Annotated in this window: 12 protein-coding genes and 1 pseudogene; 5 read left to right on the forward strand and 8 right to left on the reverse strand. The window is 70.6% G+C overall.

The genetic code is table 11. The features are described 5' to 3' along the window. Positions 1–191 precede the first annotated feature (191 nt). On the reverse strand, positions 192–1,469 hold the full coding sequence (locus ACIRQY_RS09835) for an extracellular solute-binding protein (protein WP_403923381.1): 1,278 nt from the start codon (positions 1,467–1,469) through the stop codon (positions 192–194). A 347-nt stretch (positions 1,470–1,816) separates the two neighbouring features. Between ACIRQY_RS09835 and ACIRQY_RS09840 the strand changes: the two genes are divergently transcribed. Together ACIRQY_RS09840 and ACIRQY_RS09845 are read left to right on the forward strand one after the other, a co-directional pair. Then, positions 1,817–2,851, forward strand: a complete 1,035-nt coding sequence (locus ACIRQY_RS09840) for a LacI family DNA-binding transcriptional regulator (protein ID WP_403923383.1) — start codon at positions 1,817–1,819, stop codon at positions 2,849–2,851. Positions 2,852–2,927: 76 nt separating this feature from the next. Beyond that, positions 2,928–3,890: a phosphatase PAP2 family protein gene (locus ACIRQY_RS09845; protein ID WP_403923385.1), complete on the forward strand. Its 963-nt coding sequence runs from the start codon at positions 2,928–2,930 to the stop codon at positions 3,888–3,890. Between the two features lie 99 nt (positions 3,891–3,989). Here the strand turns inward: ACIRQY_RS09845 and ACIRQY_RS09850 are convergent, their stop codons facing one another. Next, entirely contained in the window at positions 3,990–6,977 is a 2,988-nt protein-coding gene (locus tag ACIRQY_RS09850; RefSeq protein ID WP_403923387.1) for a bifunctional [glutamine synthetase] adenylyltransferase/[glutamine synthetase]-adenylyl-L-tyrosine phosphorylase, read from the reverse strand. Between the two features lie 845 nt (positions 6,978–7,822). Here ACIRQY_RS09850 and ACIRQY_RS09855 point away from each other — a divergent pair. Further along, complete coding sequence (locus tag ACIRQY_RS09855) at positions 7,823–9,964, forward strand: PIG-L family deacetylase (protein ID WP_403923389.1); 2,142 nt, start codon at positions 7,823–7,825, stop codon at positions 9,962–9,964. Positions 9,965–9,971: 7 nt separating this feature from the next. Here the strand turns inward: ACIRQY_RS09855 and ACIRQY_RS09860 are convergent, their stop codons facing one another. Then, positions 9,972–10,181 (reverse strand): hypothetical protein, encoded by a 210-nt coding sequence (locus tag ACIRQY_RS09860; protein WP_403923391.1) that lies wholly within the window; start codon positions 10,179–10,181, stop codon positions 9,972–9,974. Between ACIRQY_RS09860 and ACIRQY_RS09865 the strand changes: the two genes are divergently transcribed. Further along, a complete protein-coding gene (locus ACIRQY_RS09865) occupies positions 10,180–10,611 on the forward strand; it encodes a VOC family protein (RefSeq protein WP_351779690.1) in 432 nt (143 codons plus the stop codon). The two genes, ACIRQY_RS09860 and ACIRQY_RS09865, sit on opposite strands and share 2 nt — an antisense overlap. A gap of 145 nt (positions 10,612–10,756) precedes the next feature. On the opposite strand, the gene ACIRQY_RS09870 is transcribed toward ACIRQY_RS09865, so the two are convergent. The 3 genes and pseudogenes from ACIRQY_RS09870 to ACIRQY_RS09880 form a co-directional block, all read right to left on the reverse strand. Further along, positions 10,757–11,251 carry a GNAT family N-acetyltransferase gene (locus tag ACIRQY_RS09870; protein ID WP_403923393.1) on the reverse strand — a complete coding sequence of 165 codons (495 nt, stop codon included), beginning with the start codon at positions 11,249–11,251 and terminating at the stop codon, positions 10,757–10,759. Positions 11,252–11,321: 70 nt separating this feature from the next. After that, positions 11,322–11,408, reverse strand: a pseudogene (locus ACIRQY_RS09875) (glutamine synthetase); the annotation flags it as partial. A 268-nt stretch (positions 11,409–11,676) separates the two neighbouring features. Further along, the gene (locus ACIRQY_RS09880; protein ID WP_403923395.1) at positions 11,677–12,036 is read right to left on the reverse strand and encodes an HNH endonuclease; all 360 of its coding nucleotides are present in this window, start codon (positions 12,034–12,036) and stop codon (positions 11,677–11,679) included. Between the two features lie 1,193 nt (positions 12,037–13,229). On the opposite strand from ACIRQY_RS09880, the gene ACIRQY_RS09885 reads away from it, so the two are divergent. Then, complete coding sequence (locus ACIRQY_RS09885) at positions 13,230–14,006, forward strand: GntR family transcriptional regulator (RefSeq protein WP_403923397.1); 777 nt, start codon at positions 13,230–13,232, stop codon at positions 14,004–14,006. On the opposite strand, the gene ACIRQY_RS09890 is transcribed toward ACIRQY_RS09885, so the two are convergent. Then, positions 13,990–14,280 carry a hypothetical protein gene (locus tag ACIRQY_RS09890; RefSeq protein ID WP_403923399.1) on the reverse strand — a complete coding sequence of 97 codons (291 nt, stop codon included), beginning with the start codon at positions 14,278–14,280 and terminating at the stop codon, positions 13,990–13,992. The two genes, ACIRQY_RS09885 and ACIRQY_RS09890, sit on opposite strands and share 17 nt — an antisense overlap. Before the next feature lie 259 nt (positions 14,281–14,539). Further along, positions 14,540–15,901 carry a glutamine synthetase family protein gene (locus tag ACIRQY_RS09895; RefSeq protein WP_351779696.1) on the reverse strand — a complete coding sequence of 454 codons (1,362 nt, stop codon included), beginning with the start codon at positions 15,899–15,901 and terminating at the stop codon, positions 14,540–14,542. Between the last annotated feature and the right edge of the window lie 225 nt (positions 15,902–16,126).

Genomic DNA, 16,126 nt, shown 5'->3' on the forward strand with positions numbered 1-16,126 from the left:
TAACCCGCCTCGTCCGCCCACCCCCGGCAGGACCCCCCCCCGGGCGTACCTGTTGGTGGAGATGGCGCGCTGCGCCGCGCGGCGGGGCGTACCTGTGCCGCGGCGCCGGCCGCGGGCGACGCTGTCGCCCGCGGCCTTCGCCACCGACTGGCTGGGAGTGTCCACAGCCATGAGCCGGCCTGCCTTCTTTCTTACTTCCAGTCCTTCAGGAGCTTGCGGTAGGAGTCACCGATCGCCTTGGCACCGGCCTCCGGCGTGCTCTGGCCGGTGAGCACCTTGGTGTACTCGACCTTGACCGGCTCGAAGAGGCTGCCGCCCTCGGGGATCCACGGGCGCTGCACGGCCTTGTCCACGACGGGCTTGAAGAAGGTGATCATCTCGTTGGTCGCGACGTCCGGCTTGATGTAGACGGACTGGCGGGTCGGGAGGAGGCTGAGCTCCTTGGCGACCGTGGCCTGGGTCTCGGCCGAGGTCATGTACTCGGCGAAGGCGTAGGAGGCGTCGAGGTTCTTGGAGCCCGCGTAGACGGCGAGATTGTGGCCGCCCTGCGGGGCGCCCTGTCCGGCCGATCCGGCCGGGACCGGGGCGATGCCGAGGTTCGCCCTGTCGGCGAACTCCTTGCCCGCGTAGGTGTCGGCGACGGCCCACGGGCCGTTGATCATCATGGCGACCTTGCCGTCCTTGAAGGACGACTGCATGTTGTCCCAGCCGTTGGTCGCGTCGGTGATCGCGGCCTTCGAGTCGACGAGGTCCTTGACGGTCGCGAGCGCCTTCACGCCCTTCTCGTCGTCGATGACGATCTTCTTCTGCTCGGCGTCGACCAGGTCGCCGCCCTCGCCGTACAGGAAGGAGAGGAACCAGTACGGGTCGTCGCCGCGCAGGTACAGACCGGTCTTGCCGGTCTTCTCCTTGATCTTCGCGGAGACGGTCTTGAGCTCGTCGATGGTCTTGGGGACCGCGACGCCCGCGTCCTTGAAGATCTTCTTGTTGTAGAAGATGCCCATGGAGTCGATGACCTGCGGGACGGCGTACGTCTTGCCGTTGTACTTGGTCGAGGCCGCGGCCTGCTCAAGGAAGTCGTCGGCGCCCTTGAGCGCGGGGGTGCCGTCGAGCGGGGCGAGGTAGCCGAGGTCGGCGAACTCGGGGGTCCAGGCGACCTCGGAGCGGATGACGTCGGGGGCGCCGGAGCCGGACTGCGCGGCGTTCTTGAACTTGTTCTGCGCCTCGCCGAACGGGACGTTCACGTACTTGACGGTGACCTTGGGGTACTTCTTCCTGAAGTCCTCGGCGACCTTCTTGAAGACCTTGTCCTCGGAGCCGACCGTGGAGGTGTCCCACCAGGTCACGGTGCCGGAGAGCTCGCCCGAGCCCGTGGAGCCGCCGCCGTTCGAACCGCTGTCGCTCCCGCACGCCGCCAGGGTCACGCCGAGGGCCGCGACCAGCGCGGTGGCCGCTATGCCACGCCGCATGTGAACTCCTTCAACTGATCCCGGGGGACGAGGGTCTGGAACCTTCCTCATGCGACCGCTCCCTTGCGGCGCTCCGGGTTGCCAGGAACGTAACAGGGATGAAAACGAGCCGAAAGACCTTGCGGGAATTTTCTGCAAGGACCGGCGATCGTTACATCCACGTGTCCCTAAGGTTGCCGTCGCATCGCTTGACAGCAGCTGAGAGGGGGGTTCTGGGTGCGTTCCGGCCGCTTGTGCGCACCTCTCGCCCCCTGCGGGTGCCCCGCAAGAACTGCAAGACCTTGCGGGGTGGCTTGCACCAGCTGTCCGGTGGGCAATACGCGCGGTGACCGGTACAGTCCATCCACATGACCGCGCGGCTCTCCGACATCGCAGCCCAGGCGGGGGTCAGTGAGGCCACAGTCAGCCGCGTGCTCAACGGCAAGCCCGGTGTGGCCTCCGCCACCCGCGAATCCGTCCTCGCCGCGCTCGACGTGCTCGGCTACGAGCGTCCCGTCCGGCTGCGGCAGCGCAGCGCGGGGCTCGTCGGCCTCATCACCCCCGAACTCGACAACCCGATCTTCCCCGCGCTCGCGCAGGTCATCGGGCAGGCCCTGACCCGGCAGGGGTACACCCCGGTCCTCGCCACCCAGACCCCCGGCGGGTCCACCGAGGACGAGCTCACCGACATGCTGGTGGAGCGGGGCGTCGCCGGGATCATCTTCGTGTCCGGGCTGCACGCGGACACCACCGCCGACATGACCCGCTACGACCGGCTGCGCGGCAAGGGTGTCCCGTACGTCCTGCTCAACGGCTTCTCCCCCAGGGTGCGGGCGCCCTTCGTCTCCCCCGACGACCGGGCCGCGATGCGGCTCGCGGTGACGCATCTGGCGGCGCTCGGCCACACCCGGATCGGGCTCGCCGTCGGGCCCAAGCGGTTCGTGCCGGTGCTCCGCAAGATCGAGGGCTTCCAGCAGGGCATGGCGGAGCGGTTCGGCCTCTCCTCCGACGAGTCCGAGGCGCTGATCCAGCACTCCCTGTACACCCTGGAGGGCGGCCAGGCCGCCGCCGGGGCGCTGATCTCCCTGGGCTGCACGGCGGTCGTGTGCGCCAGCGACATGATGGCGCTCGGCGCGATCCGCGCGGCCCGGCAGCAGGGGCTCGACGTGCCGAGGGACGTCTCGGTCGTCGGTTTCGACGACTCGCCCCTCATAGCGTTCACCGATCCGCCGCTGACCACCATCCGGCAGCCGGTGCAGGCGATGGGGCAGGCCGCGGTGCGGGCGCTCCTGGAGGAGGTCGGGGGCACCCCGACCCCGCACTCCGAGTTCGTCTTCATGCCCGAACTGGTCGTCCGCGGCTCGACCGCGTCGGCCCCGTCATCCTCCAGGCCTCCTTCCTGAGACGGACCCGGGTGCGTCCCGAACCCGTCCGAGGGATGATCGGTCGGGGGGAAGGGATCTGGCAGACTCTCTCCCTATGGGTGAAGCGACCGTGAAGAGTGTGGACGACCGGACGACCCCGTCGCCACCCATGGTGGGCGACGGACGGCTGGCGCGCCTGCGCGCCCGGGTTCCCCGGCGCCCCACGATCTGGTTCGAGATCCTGCTCATCGCGGTGAGCTACTGGGTCTACTCCCTGATCCGCAACGCGGTGCCGGAGCAGAAGGCCCAGGCGCTGAAGAACGCGGACTGGATCTGGCAGGCCGAGGAGTCCCTCGGCCTGGCCTTCGAGCACACCGTCAACCACGCCGTGAACTCGGTGACATGGCTGATCGTGTCGATGAACTACTACTACGCCACGCTGCACTTCATCGTGACGATCGGTGTGCTGGTGTGGCTCTACCGGTGGCAGCCGGGCCGTTACGCGGCGTTCCGCACGGTCCTGTTCGCCACCACCGGTGTGGCCCTGGTCGGTTACTACCTGTACCCGCTCGCGCCGCCCCGGCTCATGAACGGCCAGGACTTCATCGACACCGTCCTGGTCCACCACACCTGGGGCTCGATGGCCTCGGGCAACCTCAAGCAGGTGTCGAACCAGTACGCGGCGATGCCGTCGATGCACATCGGCTGGTCCCTCTGGTGCGGCGTCACGATCTTCCTGCTCGCCAAGGCGCCCTGGGCGAAGATCCTCGGCCTGCTCTACCCGACGGCCACCCTGGTCGTCATCGTCGCCACCGCCAACCACTTCTGGCTGGACGCGGTCGGCGGCATGATCTGCCTGGCCTTCGGCTTCCTCGTCTCCTACTGCTGGTACGGCTCCCGGCCGCACCGCCTGCCCAAGCTGGTGGAGCCCAAGGCGGGCCCGGTGGCACGCGGCGGCCCCGCCCCGGCACGTACGGGCGACACGGGCGACACGGACGACTCAGGCGACACGGACGACGCCCACCGCACGCCGGAGAAGTCCGGCTCCGCGCAGTCCTCGGTCGGCTCCGGGCGCTGACCGGCGCGGCGACCGGCCCCAGGGGCCCGGCGCCCGAAGACGGGGGCCCGGCGCCCGAGAGCCGACGGCCGCCGTCCCACCGGTCCGCGCCCCCGAGGGCTACGCCCCGTAGAACAGCTCCTCGACGACGGCCCTCGCCCGGCGGGTGATCCGCCGGTAGTCGTCGACCATCTCCCCCACGTGCCCGGCCTCGTACCCCAGGTAACGGCCCACCGCCGCCAGCTCCCTCGGAGCGGTGGGGAAGGTGTCCCCGGCCCGGCCGCGCACCAGCATCACCGCGTTGCGCACCCGGCTCGCCAGCACCCACGCCTCGTCCAGGGTCGCCGCCTCCTCCGTCGGGATCAGCCCGGCCGCGTGCGCGGCGGCCAGCGCCCGCCGGGTGCGGGTCGTCCGCAGCCCCGGCTCCGCCCAGCCGTGCCGCATCTGCAGCAGCTGGACCGTCCACTCGACGTCGCTGAGCCCACCGCGCCCCAGCTTGGCGTGGAGCGTCGGATCGGCGCCGCGCGGCAGCCGCTCCGACTCCATCCGGGCCTTCAGCCGCCGGATCTCGCGGATCGCGTCCTCGCCGAGGCCCTCCGCCGGATAGCGCAGCGGGTCGACCAGCTCGACGAACCGCTCCCCGAGGTCCCGGTCACCGGCCATCGGCTCGGCGCGCAGCAGCGCCTGGCTCTCCCAGACCAGCGACCAGCGCTGGTAGTAGGCCGCGTACGACTTCAGGGTGCGGACCAGGGGACCGCTCTTGCCCTCCGGCCTGAGGTCCGCGTCGATGAGCAGCGGCGGGTCGGCGGTGGGCAGCTGGAGCAGCCGGCGCATCTCCGCGACCACCCGGTTCGCGGCCCGCGCCGCCTCCTGCTCGTCGACGCCCTCGCGGGGCTCGTGCACGAACAGGACGTCCGCGTCGGAGCCGTACGCCAGCTCGTGCCCGCCGAAGCGGCCCATGCCGATGACCGCGAACCGGGTCGGCAGCTCGTCGCCCCACTCGGCGCGCACGGCGGCCCGCAGCGCGCCCGCGAGCGTCGCCGCGTTCAGATCGGTGACGGCCTCGCCCACCCGGTCCACCAGCGCCCCCGGATCGGACTCCCGGGGGCTCTCCTCCGTGCCGTACGAGCCGATGAGGTCGGCGGCGGCGGTCCGGAACAGCTCCCGCCGCCGCACCCCGCGCGCCGCCGCGACGGCCTGCTCGGCGTCGTCCGCGCGGCCCACCGCCGCCAGGACCTCCTGCTCCAGGTGCTCCCGGCCGCGCGGTGTCAGACCGCCCGGGTCGCCGAGCAGCGCGACGGCCTCGGGGGCGCGCAGCAGCAGGTCGGGGGCGAACCGTCCGGCGGACAGCACCCGGGCCAGGTTCTCGGCGGCGGCGCCCTCGTCCCGGAGCAGCCGCAGGTACCAGGGGGTCTTGCCGAGGGCGTCGGAGATCTTGCGGAAGCCGAGGAGTCCGGAGTCCGGGTCGGCCGAGTCCGCGAACCAGCCGAGCAGCACCGGCAGCAGCGTCCGCTGGATCGCGGCCTTCCTGCTCACCCCGGAGGACAGCGCCTCCAGGTGCCGCAGGGCGGCGGCCGGGTCCGCGTACCCCAGCGCTTCGAGGCGCTGTCCGGCCGCCTTCGGGCTGAGCCGGATCTCGCCGGGGGCGAGCTGGGCGACCGCGTCGAGCAGCGGCCGGTAGAAGAGCTTCTCGTGCAGCCGCCGGACGACGGCCGCGTGCCGCTTCCACTCCTTGTTCAGCTCGGCGACCGGGTCGGTGCGCAGTCCCATCGAGCGGCCCAGCCGCCGCAGATCGGCCTCGTCCTCGGGGACGAGGTGGGTGCGGCGCAGCCGGTACAGCTGGATGCGGTGCTCCATGGCCCGCAGGAAGCGGTACGCCTCGTCGAGCTGGGAGGCGTCGGCCCGGCCCACGTACCCCCCGGCGGCGAGGGCGGCCAGCGCGTCGAGGGTGGTGCCGCTGTGCAGGCTGGGGTCGCTGCGGCCGTGCACCAGCTGGAGCATCTGGACGGCGAACTCGACGTCCCGCAGTCCGCCGGGGCCCAGCTTCAGCTCCCGGTCGACCTGGGCGGCCGGGATGTTGTCGACGACCCGGCGGCGCATCCGCTGCACGTCGGTGACGAAGTTCTCCCGCTCGGCGGCGTGCCAGACGAGCGGGGAGACGGCGGCGATGTACTGGGCGCCGAGCTCCGGGTCGCCCGCCACCGGGCGCGCCTTCAGGAGCGCCTGGAACTCCCAGGTCTTCGCCCAGCGCTGGTAGTACGCGAGATGGGAGGAGAGCGTGCGCACGAGGGGGCCGTTGCGGCCCTCGGGGCGGAGATTGGCGTCGACCGGCCAGATGGTGCCCTCGACGGTGGTCTCCGAGCAGATCCGCATCAGATGCGCGGCGAGCCGGGTCGCGGCCTGGATCGCCTTGCCCTCGTCGGCGCCCTCGACCGGCTCCCCGACGAAGATCACGTCCACGTCGGAGACGTAGTTCAGCTCATGGCCGCCGCACTTGCCCATCGCGATCACCGCGAGACGGCACTGGGCGGCGTCGGCGGGCGCGGCGGTACGGGCGATGGCGAGGGCCGCGCGCAGGGTCGCCGTCGCCAGGTCGGCCAGCTCGGCGGCGGTCTCCGACACGTCGGTGGTGCCGCACACGTCCCGGGCCGCTATGGCCAGGAGGCAGCGGCGGTAGGCGATCCGCAGGGCCACCGGGTCGTCGGCCGCCGCGAGCTCGTGCTCGAACTCGGGGACCCCCGGGTGCAGGTCGGCCGCCTCGTAGGTGACCAGGGACTCCCAGTCGCGGGGGTGCCGGGCCAGATGGTCGCCGAGCGCCTCGGAGGCGCCGAGCACCCCGAGGAGCCGGTCGCGGAACGGCTTCGCGGAGAGCAGGGTGGCCGTGAAGGTCTGCCGTTCGGTCTCCGGCTGCGCCTCGACCAGCCGGACCAGGCCGCGCAGGGCGAGGTCGGGGTCGGCGGTGGCGCCGAGCGCGTCGAGGAGGACGGAGTCGCCGCGCAGCGCGGACAGCTCGGGCACGTCCAGGAGCCGTTCCGCCCCGGACGGGTCGGTGAACCCGTGCCGCAGCAGCCGTGAGAACGTGCTGCTCCTGCGTCCCGGAACCGTCATTCCGCCGCTCCCTCCGAGCAGTCCGCCCCGGGGTGGAGCCGGGGTGGAGCGAGCCTATCCGGAGCGGACCACCGGAGTGCGCGGGCCGTGGCTTCACAGCGCGTCACGGGGTGGCTCGGTGCGGCCGGGACGACCGGGGTGTCAGCCGGGGTGTCAGGGGGACATCGCCGGGGTGCGGTCGGGGTGGCCCAGGAGGTGGCCGGGGGCAGGGCACGGAAGGGGCTCCCGGCACATCGCGTTCGAGGCTTCGCGGCCGGAGCCTCGGGTCCGGTCTCCGGGTCCGGTCTCCGGGTCCGAGGCGCGGGCCCCGGGCCGGGCCTCGGGGGCGCGGCTCCCGTGCGGACGCCCGGCGCTGACACGAATGGGCCTGTGGCAGACCACGGACGACACTCACGGCGTGTCACCGAACGGGCCTCAGGCGAGGTCGTGGAGGGGGCGGAGAGGGGGCAGGGAGGGGTCCGACCTCAGGGGCCGCGGACCCGCACCGCGCCACCGCCGGGGCCTGCGGCACGTCAACGGGGCGGGTGCTCGTCGTGGGCCGTGGCGGGGTGCTGCGGCACACCCTCCGGCGGGGCTCCCGGCACGTCGGGCGGCGGGCCCGTACGGGTCAGGGGCGGGGGTCACAGCGCGTCACGCGTGACGTCCGGCACAAAGGTGGCTTTTCGTGTCGGATGAACCGTATCCCTTGAAAGTTCGTCTTGCTCAGGGCGGATGGCTCAGTCCGCCGAGCCCGACCTCTCCGAACCCGCCGGCCCCTCGGGCCGCCCACCCTACAGAACCGTCTCCTGACCGCCCGACCGGCGCCCCCCGTCCGACCCCGGTCCCCGTCGAAAGCGCCATCGACCATGCCCGTACGACTTCGCCGCCGCCTCCCCCTCCCGTCCCGCCGCGGGACCGTGTCCGTCGTCGTGACGGCCGTCCTGGCGGGCGGCGCCTTCGCCGGACTGCTCTCGGTGACGGGCACGTCGAGGACTCCGGAGGCGCACGCGGCACCGGAGGCGAAGGGCCCGGGGACCCGGGTGACCGGTGTGGAGGCGGGCACGGACGCCGGTCCCGTGCGGCGGACGGGCCCCTGGACCGTGACGCCGAAGCAGCCCGGGAAGGGCGGCACCTCCGTCCTCCAGATCGTGGCGCACCCCGACGACGACCTGTTCTTCATGAACCCGGACACCTCCCAGTCGCTGCGCTCCGGCAACCCGCTGACCTCCGTGTACCTCACCGCGGGCGAGTCCGACGGGGTCAACGCGCGCCCCCGCGACATCGCCACGACCACGCCCGACAAGGCGGGCTACGCCGAGGCCCGGCAGAACGGCATCCGGGCCGCGTACGCGGAGATGGCGACCGGTGACCGGACCAGCCCCTGGGACCGGGTCTCGATCCCCACGGCGGGCGGCGGCGCCGCCGAACTGGACACCCTGCGCGCCCTGCCCCGGATCAGGCTGGTGTGGGTGCAGCTCCGCGAGGCCGGTTCGACCAGCGGCGACCGCCCGCACAGCATGAACGGCCTCTGGCACGGCCGGATCGGGACGCTGGAGTCCCAGCGGTCCGCCGGGACGCCGGTCGCGGCGGACTTCACGTACACGAAGGACCAGGTCGTGGCGACGATCACCGGGCTGCTCGACCGGTTCCGGCCGACCTTCGTCCGCATGCAGGACCCGACACCGGGCACGGACCCGAAGACGGGCCGGGCGAAGGACCACCAGGACCATCTGTACGGGGCCCGGTTCACCCAGGCGGCGCTGGCCCGGTACGCGGAGCTGCCCGGTCGCCCGCGCATCGGCGTGCAGAACTACCTGGGCTACCCCACCAGCGCCCTGCCGCACACCCTCGACCCCGAGACGGCCGGGGCGAAGCTGAAGACCCTCAAGACGTACGCCTGGCTGGACGGCGTCCGGTACTGCGGCACGATCGCGGGCTGCGGGGACCTGAAGGTGGCCGCCCGGCCCGCCGGGCGCGGCTGGGCGCAGACCGTGCGCTACGCCCGGGGCACCTCCACCTCCTGGGTGCAGCGCGACGGGAGGGGCGGGCTGAACGCCTTCTCCGTGCTCGACGGGCAGCTCGCGGCCTGGCGGATGCCCGCGCGCGGCGGCTGGCACGGCCCGACGCTGCTGCCCGGCGGCGGAATGGACAGCGGGGTCACCTCGGTGGCGCTGCCCGACGGCCGGATCGCGGTCTACGGCACCCGGACGACGCAGACCGGACTCACCGGGACGGGCACCGGCGGCTACCGCCGGGAGGTCGTGACCACCGCGCAGACGTCCCCGGGCGGCCCGTTCGGCCCGTGGCGCCCGCTCGGCACCCCCGAGCGGGACGACGCGAGCGGCACCTCGGACATCAGCGCGCCCGCCGTGACCGTGGACGGCGCGGGCCTCGCGACCGTACTACTGCGGGACAGCCACCACCGGCTGACCGCGCGCGAGCAGCGCGCGGACGGCAGCTGGGGGCCGTGGGCGGTGCTCGGCGGCACCGACGTGTACGGCGACCCGGTCGCGGCGACGGACGGCGAGGGCCGGAGCTACGTCTTCGCCAGCACCCCCCGCACGGTCCTGGTGTGGGCCCGGCCGGAGCCCGGCGCCCCTCTGAAGGGCCCGGTCAGGACCGGGCTCCCGGCGACGACGCTCGCCCTGAGCGCGAGCCCGGCACCGGACGGCGAGGGCGTACGGCTCTGGTTCCGCAAGCCCTCCTCCGGTGATCTGCGCAGTGCCGACTTCTCGGGCGCGGCCCCGGTCTCCCCGTTCACCGAGCTGCCCGGCGGGGTCGCGGGCTTCGGCCCGGTGAGCGGCGGTGACGGCATCCTCGCCGTCCGGTCGAGGACCGGTTTCCTGGCGACGGCCCCGCACGGCAGGACGGCGTCGGGCCCGGTGTGGACGCTGGAGCGGTTCCTGTTCTCGGGGGCGCCGGACGCGGGCCCGGACGGGGTCGCGGCGATCGGTCTGGACGGCCGGCTGCACTGGACCCCGGCGGGACCGATGAGTACCGCGCCGTAGCCCGCTATCAGGGGGGCGGGGGCGCCCGGCGGCGCGCGTGGGGGCGCGCGTAGTGGGGTGCGAGCGCGCGTTGCGGCCCGAAGTGCGGGACGGGGCGGTCCTGGGGGATGGTGGGTACGGCCCCGGTGTCCACGGCCGCGCCGCGTCCGGCGTACGGCTCCGCCCGGGGCGCGGCCGTACGGGCAGGACCGTCGGCCTCGCTGAGGAGACCCCCCATGAACTGGACCCTGGAAGTCGTCACCGTCCCGGTCACCGACCTGGACCGCGCCAAGAAGTTCTACGCCGAGAAGTGCGGCTTCACCATCGACGTGGACCGGGAGGTGGCACCGGGTCTGCGCGTCATCCAGGCGACCCCGCCGGGCTCGCGCTGCTCCATCTCGATGCAGACCGGGATGCCGAGGATGCCCCGGGCGGCGGAGATGGCCCCGGGCACGCTGAGCGGCCTCCAGCTCTGCGTCACGGACATCGAGGCGGCACGGGCCGAACTCGCCGACCGGGGCGTCGAGGTGTCCCCCGTGCTGCACGTGGGGGCCACGGGCTGGGAGGAGGGCAGGGGCGACACCTGGAACTCGTTCCTGTCCTTCGAGGACCCGGACGGCAACAGCTGGGTGGTCCAGGAGGTCCCGGCGGAACTGTCGGAGCGCTGAGGCGCGTTTCGGAGGTCCCGCCTGCGTGGCGGCGTCTGGCCTGCCCCCGGGCAGACGGCGCTCCTTTTGAAACACCCCCTGGGACCTGTCCGGCCCCACGCGTCGTCGCCTGAAGAGGGCGGCCTCGCGGGGCGGGGCCAGGCCGTCAGAGCGCCAGGTGGTGGTGGCTGAGGCCGTCGGCCTCCGCGACGCGCAGGAGGCCCGCGGCCTCCATGACCCGGTGCGAGGCCACGTTGTCGAGGTCGGCGTCGCCCTTCACCCCGGAGGCACCGGCCCGGCGGGCGAGGCCGACGAGCCCGCGCAGGGCCTCGGAGGCGTAGCCCCGGCCGCGCGCGCCCGGGACCAGCCCGTATCCGACGGTGACGACGCCCAGTTCGTCGGGCGGCCCGTGGAAGCCGATCCCGCCAATGGTCGCACCGCCGTCCCTGAGCCGTATCGCGTACGGCCGGAACACCCCCGGGTCGCCGCGCTCAGTGACCCCCCGCAGGAACCCGGTGCACGCCCGTACGTCCCCGTCGCCGGGATATCCCTCGGCCCACAGGTCCCCGTCCCCGGCGTCCCGGGCGACGGTCCGCCGGGCCTCGGCGACGCTCAACGGGTCCAGCAGGAGCCGCGCGGTGGTGACGCTCTCGTTCCTCACCGCCGCAGTGTGAACGCCCCGGGACCCCGGGGCAACGGAGTTTCCGCGGCCCCGGACCCCGGCGGAACCGCTACAGCACCGGCAGGTTCTTCCGCAGCTCGAAGGCGGTGACCTCGGAGCGGTACTCCTCCCACTCCTGCTTCTTGTTGCGGAGGAAGTGACGACCCGTCCCGGTCGCCTGTCGCGATCCCAGATGCTGCATGTGAGGACGCTCCTCGGTTGGTGGTTGTTGGCGGGTCTCAGTGGCCCTGGGCCGCCCTCGGATGGCCCAGGGACGGCCCAGGCCACCCGAGAGCAGAGTACGTTCAATCACTGCAGGCCCCAGGCCAGCCCTACGTAGAGGACTCATACGGTTCAAGACGAGCACGGCCTACCACGAGGGCGTCGCCTCCACTGAAAGCACGCCGCCAAGGGGAACGAAGAATTCACCCGACCGAACTCCATTGATCGTGCGCATCCTTGGCCACCTCCAAAAATATTACCTTCAACGCTTCGCGATTAGATCCACGTTCCTTCATTGCGTGACAGTTGGGACACAGGGCAATCATCTGAATTGGATGATCTCGACCACCTTCTGCAATACGCTCAACGTGATCCACTTCCAGTATCGCCTCACCGCTGTCTGTCACATCAACGGGCTGACCTCCACACGCGGGATTCTCGCAGGCCCCTTGGCAACGCAACAGCACCGCTTCACGGGCCTTCCTAAGACGGACCGGATCCCGACTTTCACTAACGCGTCGTCGCCCATAGGTATTCCCTTCACGTCGCTCGACACTCTCCACGAGTTTTCTGTACCTAGCGGATTCCGAGGGCGACGCCAAAAGGGAGAGCCCCTTCCCCGCTGCGACAGCTTCATTGTTCTCGGCGCGAATATTTTCACATCGCTGGTGCCGTACGCGTCCCCCAGTGACAGGTTTCTGGCACACAGGACATGGCAGGGTCGCCGTCTGAGGAACCCGCCCAAAGGAGGACTGGTCGCGGCTCGCTAGAGACCGCAGAGCTTCTTGCTCGACCCGCCCTTGCCGGGGCGGACTGGCGGCGCCCGAATCGATCGCCCCCAACGAAGGCGTGACAGCCGTGAGCGGGATTGGCCAGCTCGACGGCGGAGTCGCAGCCTTTCGGGGCAATTTGCCCCCCAGGTCGGGCTCTGGACTTTTCGCTCGAACCATCATGGCACGAATAGAAATTGACTCGCTCGCCACCGATCGACCTAGCCTGTTGAAGGTTTCCTTGATCCATTCCCTAGTGCGCTTAGCAGAATAGGCGTACGACTTCTCACTAGCCCCCGTCGATATCCATCGAATGGGTTGCGGGTGGATAACCCTAATGGTGGCCCGGCTCCTATTGAGTCGCACCTCGGATCCGAATTGCTCTTTAAGCTCCCCTTGTTCACTTCGAACTTGCCCGAATATCTGCGATAGGAGATCTTCAGGGATTCCGGACTCGAAAGAAAAGACTACCGCCACATGCCCATCCCCCGTCACATCGACAGTGGCCATGTACCACTTCTTTCGACTCTTTCCAAGGACGACGTTATGGCCGTGCACTGCCCACTGCCTACTGCCCTCCTTGACGAAATCGAGAAATTTCTCCCTTTCAATTCTTGTTGGTGATCGCATTCACCCTCCCCTATCGAAAGCCGCCCTGCCCCGTACTGGCTTTTTCCTTAGCGATGAGGAACCTGCCGGAAGCTGAGCACCTTGGCGACTCCGCCTCTTCGCCACTGGCAGTGACCAGCAAGCTTCCGGCGATGCCCCAACGCCGTCCTCCGCCGAACGAACAGGGATCTCTGGACCCCAAACGCTGCATGCATCTGAAAGCTGCTATGAGGCACCCAAGGCGCCTACCCCTCCATCGCCACCCGCCCACCGCAGGAGCCAAGAATTGCCGATGATTGAATCACCCCTCCAGCACAACCACACCCACCACTACGCTGGCAAGCACAATCCGCCAGCCAGGGAGTGTGCGCCCAAGGATGGGTCCCAAGACGCAGAGGGTCTACGAGACGATCCGATCCTGGATCGAGTCGGGGCGTTACCGCCCCGGCGACAAGTTGCCGTCCGAGCGGACACTGAGCACCGAGCTTGAGATCGGCCGTACCGCGCTGCGTCAGGTACTCGTACGTCTGGCCAACGAGCACTTCATTAAGGCTCACGACCGCCGCTCCTATCGGGTCCTCGGCGGCGAGAGCGTCCCCACGCCAGCGGAGATGGAGCCCTGGAAGATCCACGGCTCTCGCCATGTCTACGAGAACCGCTGGGTGAATCTGGACCTGGTCGACGTGGAGCCGCCCGGCGTCGAGCGCTTCGAGCATCACGTCGTTCGGCTCTTCCGTGTGGCCATCACCGCTGTGATCGACGACCAAGACCGCGTGCTCATGCTGTGGCGCTACCGCTTTGTGCCAGAGCAGTGGGGCTGGGAGCTGCCCGGTGGAATCGTGGACGCAGACGAGGATGCCGCTACCACTGCGGCCCGCGAGACCGAGGAAGAGACGGGTTGGCGTCCCGGCCCTGTCGAGCACGTCGTCAGCTACCAGCCGATGATCGGCATGGTCGACCCGCCGCACGAGATCTTCGTGGCGCGTGGCGCCGAGAAGGTTGGCGAGCCCACCGATGCCGAGGAGGCGGGCGAAAGCGCCTGGATCCCTCTCGGCGACATCCCGCGCCTCATGTCCGAGGGCAAGCTCATGGGGTCGGGCACGCTTGTGGCCCTGCTCCACATCCTGGCGTCGCGAGCTAGAGGCGACCGGTAAGGAGTTCCACTCGCAGGCGGAACCGCACGGAGCCCGTGCGGTTCGCCAGCAACCTGGCCTTCTGGAGATGGGACCGCGCGTCGTCCAACTCTCCCCGGGCAAGGTGCGCCTGGGTGAGGTCGCAGTACAGCCCGGAGTTCGCGCGTACAAAGGAATCGTCGGCACTGTCGAGCGACGCGTACAGCTCCTCCATCGCTGAGGCGTCGCCGAGCTTGGCGAGGACGTTCCCGCGCCACCGCGTCAGGTGACCGATGTTGAGGAAGATGCTCAACATGTCGGCGTCACGCGTCTCGCCGTCATCGGGGAGGAGCTCGGTCGCCCGCTCAAGTGCCGACCGCGCAGCCGGCCTACACCCATCCGCTTCAAAGCAGCGAGGGGCGGGCCCGCGTAGCCATGGACAAGGTGTACTTGGGCCGCCCGTCCGCGCTTGACGGCCCACAGACGGCCCAGAGCTGATCAGGACTGCGGGCGGGTCGCTTCGGTTGAACCGGGCGACCCGTCCTCACCGCGTTCCCTAAGTCCCTGACCTGCGGTTACAGCACCGGCAGGTTCTTGCGGAGTTCGAAGGCGGTGACCTCGGAGCGGTACTCCTCCCACTCCTGCTTCTTGTTGCGGAGGAAGAAGTCGAAGACGTGTTCGCCGAGGGTCTCCGCGACCAGTTCGCTCTTCTCCATCAGGGAGATCGCCTCGCCCAGGTTCTGCGGGAGCGGTTCGATGCCCATCGCCCGGCGCTCCGCGTCGGAGAGGGCCCAGACGTCGTCGTCGGCGCCCGGCGGGAGTTCGTAGCCCTCCTCGATGCCCTTGAGGCCCGCCGCGAGGAGGACCGCGTAGGTCAGGTACGGGTTGGCGCCCGAGTCGATGGAGCGGACCTCCACCCGGGACGAACCGGTCTTGCCCGGCTTGTACATGGGGACGCGGATCAGGGCGGAGCGGTTGTTGTGGCCCCAGCAGATGTACGAGGGGGCCTCGCCGCCCGAACCCGCCGTGCGGGACGAGCCGCCCCAGATGCGCTTGTACGAGTTCACCCACTGGTTGGTGACGGCGGAGATCTCGCCCGCGTGCCGCAGCAGACCCGCGATGAACGAGCGGCCCACCTTGGAGAGCTGGTACTCGGCGCCCGACTCGTAGAACGCGTTCCGGTCGCCCTCGAAGAGGGACAGATGCGTGTGCATCCCCGAACCCGGGTAGTCGGAGAACGGCTTGGGCATGAACGTGGCCTGGACGCCCTGCTCCAGCGCGACCTGCTTCATGACCAGGCGGAACGTCATGATGTTGTCGGCGGTGGAGAGCGCGTCGGCGTAGCGGAGGTCGATCTCCTGCTGCCCGGGGGCGCCCTCGTGGTGGCTGAACTCCACCGAGATGCCCATCGATTCCAGCATCGTGATGGCCTGGCGGCGGAAGTCCATGCCGACGTTCTGCGGGGTGTGGTCGAAGTAGCCCGAGTTGTCCGCCGGGGTGGGCCGGGTGCCGTCGAGCGGCTTGTCCTTGAGGAGGAAGAACTCGATCTCGGGGTGGGTGTAGAAGGTGAAGCCGAGGTCCGAGGTCTTGGCGAGGGCCCGCTTGAGGACGTAGCGCGGGTCCGCGAAGGACGGCGAGCCGTCCGGCATCAGGATGTCGCAGAACATCCGGGCCGTGCCGGGGGCCTCGGCGCGCCAGGGCAGGATCTGGAAGGTGCCCGGGTCCGGCTTGGCGATCATGTCGGACTCGTAGACCCGGGCGAAGCCCTCGATCGCGGAGCCGTCGAAGCCGATGCCCTCGTCGAACGCCTGCTCCAGTTCGGCCGGTGCGACGGCGACCGACTTGAGGAAACCGAGCACGTCGGTGAACCACAGACGTACGAAGCGGATGTCGCGCTCTTCGAGCGTACGGAGCACGAATTCCTGCTGCTTGTCCATTTCCACACCCATCCTCGCTGGTCAGGCCGCCTGCTCCCACCGCCTCGGGCAACGTCGGGGGGCACCTGAGCATCCCACCACATGGTTTCGCGCACGTTGCACACCCATAGTGCCCGCTCGGGTGTGACTCAGGTAACGGGAGAACACCCGTGCCCCGGTGCCGTACGCCGTCCCGCCACCGTCCCGTCGGCACCGAGAGGTACCCCGTTCGGCCCACGGAGCGTC

Source organism: Streptomyces sp. NPDC101490 (assembly GCF_044767145.1).
Taxonomy (GTDB): domain Bacteria; phylum Actinomycetota; class Actinomycetes; order Streptomycetales; family Streptomycetaceae; genus Streptomyces.